The organism is Geminocystis sp. GBBB08 (genome assembly GCF_016743215.1).
In the GTDB taxonomy this organism is placed as follows: domain Bacteria; phylum Cyanobacteriota; class Cyanobacteriia; order Cyanobacteriales; family Cyanobacteriaceae; genus Geminocystis.
The window spans coordinates 1-5754 of sequence record NZ_VRZC01000207.1 but is presented as its reverse complement, the minus strand read 5'-3'; the positions used below and the strand labels follow the sequence as shown (position 1 = coordinate 5754).

6 protein-coding genes are annotated in these 5754 nt (G+C 28.7%); 2 read left to right on the top strand and 4 right to left on the bottom strand.

Translation table 11 applies throughout. From position 1 onward, the window contains the following. Positions 1–593: nucleotidyltransferase family protein (locus FWJ34_RS17625; protein WP_308256648.1), on the top strand; the 593-nt coding region annotated here is incomplete at its 5' end. A gap of 235 nt (positions 594–828) precedes the next feature. Here FWJ34_RS17625 and FWJ34_RS17620 read toward each other — a convergent pair. From FWJ34_RS17620 to FWJ34_RS17610, 3 genes are all read right to left on the bottom strand, one after another. Beyond that, a complete protein-coding gene (locus tag FWJ34_RS17620; RefSeq protein WP_308256647.1) occupies positions 829–1698 on the bottom strand; it encodes an SDR family oxidoreductase in 870 nt (289 codons plus the stop codon). Between the two features lie 3 nt (positions 1699–1701). Then, the gene (locus FWJ34_RS17615) at positions 1702–2511 is read right to left on the bottom strand and encodes a hypothetical protein (protein WP_308256646.1); all 810 of its coding nucleotides are present in this window, start codon (positions 2509–2511) and stop codon (positions 1702–1704) included. 117 nt (positions 2512–2628) lie between these two features. Continuing rightward, the gene (locus tag FWJ34_RS17610; RefSeq protein ID WP_308256645.1) at positions 2629–4824 is read right to left on the bottom strand and encodes a glycosyltransferase family 2 protein; all 2196 of its coding nucleotides are present in this window, start codon (positions 4822–4824) and stop codon (positions 2629–2631) included. A 12-nt stretch (positions 4825–4836) separates the two neighbouring features. Between FWJ34_RS17610 and FWJ34_RS17605 the strand changes: the two genes are divergently transcribed. Continuing rightward, complete coding sequence (locus FWJ34_RS17605) at positions 4837–5046, top strand: PEP-CTERM sorting domain-containing protein (RefSeq protein WP_308256649.1); 210 nt, start codon at positions 4837–4839, stop codon at positions 5044–5046. 51 nt (positions 5047–5097) lie between these two features. On the opposite strand, the gene FWJ34_RS17600 is transcribed toward FWJ34_RS17605, so the two are convergent. Next, entirely contained in the window at positions 5098–5676 is a 579-nt protein-coding gene (locus tag FWJ34_RS17600; protein ID WP_308256644.1) for a Uma2 family endonuclease, read from the bottom strand. Positions 5677–5754 lie beyond the last annotated feature (78 nt).

Sequence of the window (5754 nt, the reverse complement as noted above, 5' to 3'; positions counted from 1 at the left end):
TTCCATTACCATTATCGATGGAATATTTAAAGCAAAGTTTAGAAGATACTATAATATTTAACCAAAAAATATCCACTCTTTCTCCTGAAAATAATTTATTATTATTATGTGGCCATGGTACTAAAGATTGTTGGAATAAATTATCCAGAATTTCTGATATAGCAGAATTAATTAATTATTATCCACAATTAAATTGGCAATTACTATTAAAAGAAGCCAAAAATAGAGGTGCATTAAGATTAGTATTAGTGGGATTATCTTTAGCTAATCGTTTATATCAAATCTCACTGCCTGATTTTCTCTACGATGAAATAAATAAAGATACAAAAATTAAATCATTAGTTAATAAGATTGAAAATATATTATTTATGGCCTCTAACACTAAGAAAAAAATTCTAAGACAATTTTTATTTCAAATACAATTTAGAGAGAGATTCAAGGATAAAATTAAGCCAATATTTAACTTAATATTTTTACCTAATTATATTGATTGGTTATTATTTGCACCTTATGAACTACCTTTAATCTGTTACTATTTTTTAAGTCCATTTACATTATTATTTAAAATAGTATTTAAACTTAAAAATCAATAAATTTTACATATTCAGTATGTTAAAGTCTATCTATTATTTTATCATAATTTTCTATATCATCTACTAAATTATTAGATAGGAGTTTAGGAAAAATATAGCAATTTTAGGTTCGTAGTGAGGGCTTTAGCCCTTATTATATTAATTAATGTCGAACTCAAAAAATCAAAATAGGCAATAAATAATATTTTCGGCGTTGGGTTTCCTTATCTCTACTCAACCTACTTTCAAAGGAGAATTAGGAGGGATTAACTAAATAATTATATAAAGATAAACCTCCATCAATGGTTATTACTGCACCAGTGGTAAAATGAGAAAAATAATCGGAGGCTAAATAAACGGCACTTCTACCTATATAACAAGGATTGATGGAACTTTGATGAAGATGTGTATATTGATGATAGTATAAGTTTTTTTCTTTATCTTCAACTACCCATCCAGGCGCAATACCATTAACTCTAATATTATAAGGTGCTAAATCCATGGCTAATTCTTTTATTATCATCGCTAATGCTGCTTTCGATGCACTATAAATTAACTTCCTGAATATAACAGCTTGGTGTATAGAAGTAATAAATATTATAGCTCCCCCTTGTTGATTATTAATCATCATTTCTACTATTTTTTGCGTCAAATATATAGGTTTAAAAACATTTGTATTGAATATCTTTTCCCAGTCTTGTAAATCTATTTGTTTGATGCCTTTTTTGTCATTATTAATGCCAACATTATTAACCAAAATATCAATATTAATATTATTTTCTTGAAAAAAACTTATCAACGAATCAATCTTTTGAGTGTTATTTATATCAAAAACAAAACCTTTATATTTGACGGAATAATTCTCTAATTCTAACTCTAATTGTTGACATCTTTCCTTATCTTTGTCCATAAAATAAATGTTACCGCCTTGTTTTCCCATTTCTATAGCGATACTTTTCCCGATATTTTTACCGGCACCAGTAATTAAGATATTTTTATCAGCTAATAATTGATTATCATAAACTTTACTCGGTTCTTTTTCCTTTAGTTTAATAACTTGTTTAACTCTTTTTTTAGGGTTAATAAAGGCATTAAAAGCTACTCTAAATCTATCTTTAATTTTCATAATTTATAAATATATACTATATTCAGTTTGTTTAATAAAATCTATGACTTCTTGAGCATTTTCGACATCATCCCAGACACTGTTTAAGGAAACTTTTTTCATTTTTGTAGTTACCGAAACAGACTGCAATCCTAGATAATCAAAAATAATGTTAGCAGTATTTTGATGTTCTTTTGAGTGTAAGAGATTATTTTCATAGATTATTTTTAAATGAGGTATTTTCTTCATAATTTCTTTTTCTATTATTTGATTTTTTTGATGATAATTTAAACTTTTAATTAATTCTTGGCAATCTATATAAACCGATGTACAGATAAAACTGTTATCACCTAAATCATGCCATTGTTCACGCTTAATAGCTTTAAGACTAGAAATAACTAGATTAAAAAGATTCTCTCTATATAAATAGATTATTTTCCAGTTATTGTGATATAATCTTAAAAGATAATCTTCTGGTTTATGATTAAATTTTTGAATCAGAATATTAGTTAATTGGTGCATCTTCAAATCAAAACCATAAACTTTTTTATTAACTTTTATACTTTGACTTTTAACATATAAATAGGGAAAAATAACTTTTTTAAAATCCAATTTTATAAATTTATTAAAAATCTCTCCATCTACAAAAATATCAGGATGACAATTTAATAAATCTGTCAATAAAGTACTCCCAGTGCGATAATTTGCGAAAAGAATAAACTTATTTTTGGGGATTTTTGAATAATTTTGAAAATACTTAAAATAATCTAATAATTCACCTTGTCTCAGTTCAATTGGTTGTTGATAGTTTTTGATAATGAAAATGTTTTTCATAGAAAAGATTAAATAATTTTATCAATTTGAGAATGTTGTCTAAATTCTATACTTAATATTAAAGGAATTTTCAAACATTATCATCTAAAGTTCGATATTGAAGGTAAAAAATTTATATCAAAATTCAGCAACATTAATTTTATTTATTTGTTTTAATAAAACAGTTAAACACTTTTCAATATTAGGAGAAGGGTTACATTTTAATCCCTCTTGAATATTTACTAAAGCATATTCATTTTCTCCTTTATTTAAGTTTACTTGAGCATATTTTAAAGCAATAATGGCATAATTATCTAAGGCTTTTTGCGACAAAATTTCAGCACTTTCTAAGGGTAAATAACTTTTAGAAATTTCGATCGCTTTTCTCGTATCCATAATTTGTGTTGCTGAAGCTATTAGATGAGCCGATTCTGATTCAGAATGTTTACGAAAATATGCTAAAGGTTGTGGTTCATACCAGTAAGGATAATACACAGCAATGCGTTTCCACATTTCCCAATCAAAAGCCGATTTAGCTTGAGGACAAAAACCGCCTAATTTCTCATAAACTTCTCGTTTTACTACTATTGAACAACATTGAAATCTACATAAAGTAGCTATTTTTCCGAGCCAATCGTCAATAATACCAGTAGTATCTCGTTCTAATATTGATAATCTCAAATTACCTTGATTCTCTACAATAAAATGACGACAAAAAGCCGCACCAATGTTCGATTCCATTTCAATTCCTTGCCGTAAAGTCTCATAAAATCTCGGTTTTACCCAGTCATCATCATGGAGAATATGCACCCAATAACCTCTTGCTCTTTGTAAACAAATGTTAAAAATATGCGGATGTCCTACATTTTCATGATGTTTATAAAAAGAAATACGCTCACCTCCAACTCTTTTCACCATCTCCTCAATTTGCTCTTGAATCCCTTTATCGGCACCACCATCGTTAATCACTTCTATCTGCATTTGCTCAGGATGAGGTGCTTGTGCTAAAACACTGATGAGAGCTTGTTCTAAATATTGTAACCGATTATAAACCGTAATTATCACAGACCAAAAAGGTCGTTCTATATCAGATTTTATCGGAAAAATTTGCGGAAATTCAAACTCTCGATGGCGATTCATGATTCCTAACTCTACCAATTGTTGACTATTTTGAAATCTCACAGAATGCTGAGGATCATATAAAGTTAAAGTTTCATTTTCGTTAATAACTTTCGCATATTGAGTATATTGCATCCCTCCGCCAAAATGTTCTTTTCTGATAACTTCACTTTGTACATAATCGTAAAAAGATGAGAAAAACTTGAAGTGTAATAAACACCCACTTTCAGAAGCGATTTCTTCTATAGGACAATTTGTGGAGTGTTGCCCTCCCGTTAATACTATATCTTCACTATATTTAATTAAAGGAACTTTACTTAGATAGTAGTCACCGTGGGGATTAAAAATCCTTTGTCTCACACCACCATTATAGATTGTTTGGTTTTTATAAGGACTTCCTAAATCATATTTATTATGGTAAAATTGGCGATCGAAATAAGGACAAACTTCAACAAAATTCTTTCCGGCTGTATATAATGTATCTTTGATAGGAATATCAGAATACATATCTAAAAGAATACAGGTAAATGCCCTTTTTTGCAGACAATCTAATTTATAACACAGTTGAGGAATAGTAATTTTTTCTGCATTGGGATAGAAAAAAAGTTCATCAGCATCAACGATTAAACACCAATGATTTAAGCCATATTTTCTCAGCAAAACCTCAAACCAAGCCGAACCAAAATTAGCACGATTAAAAGAAAGATTACTTTGCCACAAATAAACATCATTTTGTATTAATAAATATTCCTTAGTGTTATCCGTTGATTGATTATCAATTATAAAAAATTTAGCAATACCTTTTTCTCTGTAATAAGACAAAAAATAGGGAAGACGAAGCGCTTCATTTCTCACCACCACACAAACTAAAATATCCCTAGATTGCAGATTAATTTTTTTTGAATCTTGACGCTGAAGTTGATAAAATTCAAAAGCATAATCAATGCCATTTTTTTCGATTAAAGTATTAATTAAACATTTATGAATTTCCGCTTCATTAGAATCAATATTAATGGCTTTAATTAAAATTTGTAAAGCTAAATCTAATTGTTTTTGTTGAAAGTAAATTTTACCTAAATAAAAATGCGCTTGAAGATGATCCGATTGCAGTTTAATTGTTTCTTGATAACTTTTAATGGCTGGTTCTATTTTTCCTTTTAAATGCCATGCTCTTGCTAATCTAAATTTTAGTTCGGCAGATGTTTTTTTGTCCATAAAAAATATTTAATTAACTATACATTTTATTTTACTTCATATGGAACTGGTCCTTTTGCCAGTGGTGGAGGCGTTATCAATAATCGTGTTTGGAATGGTACAGTTATTTATGATCTGAATGTAGCTGAACAGGTACCAGAACCAGTAACCATTTTAGGTAGTTTAGTGGCATTGGGAATCGGGAGTGCTATGAAGCGTAAAATAAGTAATAAAAACATTTAGTTAGTTTTTTTGATGCCTTTAAAGTAAGTTATTTATACATAGATAAAACTACTATTTTAAACTTACTTTAACTTGTAACCATCTAAAAATTTCTCCTAAAGTAAGTTGCAATTTATCAGCAAAATTAGGTACAGGAATTAAATCTTTATCATCTTCAAAAACTTTAGGGTGGCAGTCATTAGTATAGGTAAAAATTAACTTTGTTTGAGGATCAATTAACCACCCCATTAAGCTACCATTATCTAAACAATGGACAATTTTTTTAGTAATTAAACCCATATATTGTTCAGGGCTTAAAATTTCAATAATCCAATCAGGCGCAAGGTTAAATTTATTCGCAATTGTACCATCTTCGTTAACGGGTAATTTATCCCATAGGAAAACTGCTACATCTGGCACGATAGATTTCCCCGCAAAAGTGCATCGCAATTCGGGAAAAGCAAGGGCGATTTGGTTATCTTCAGTGACGGCGTTAATGGCATTGGAAAGTTTTAATTGAAGACGACTGTGTTGTCCTTGAGACATTGGTTTAGTATAAATTTGTTTATCAATATATTCTTGTACTGGTTTAGTTTCAGGTTGACTTAAAAATTCTTCTAAAGTTATGAGTTTTATTGGTGTTTGTATCATAGTTATTTTTCCTCATTTTCTTACATTAATTATAATATAGCAATCCTAAATGATTCGTGGCAAAATAAGGACTACAAA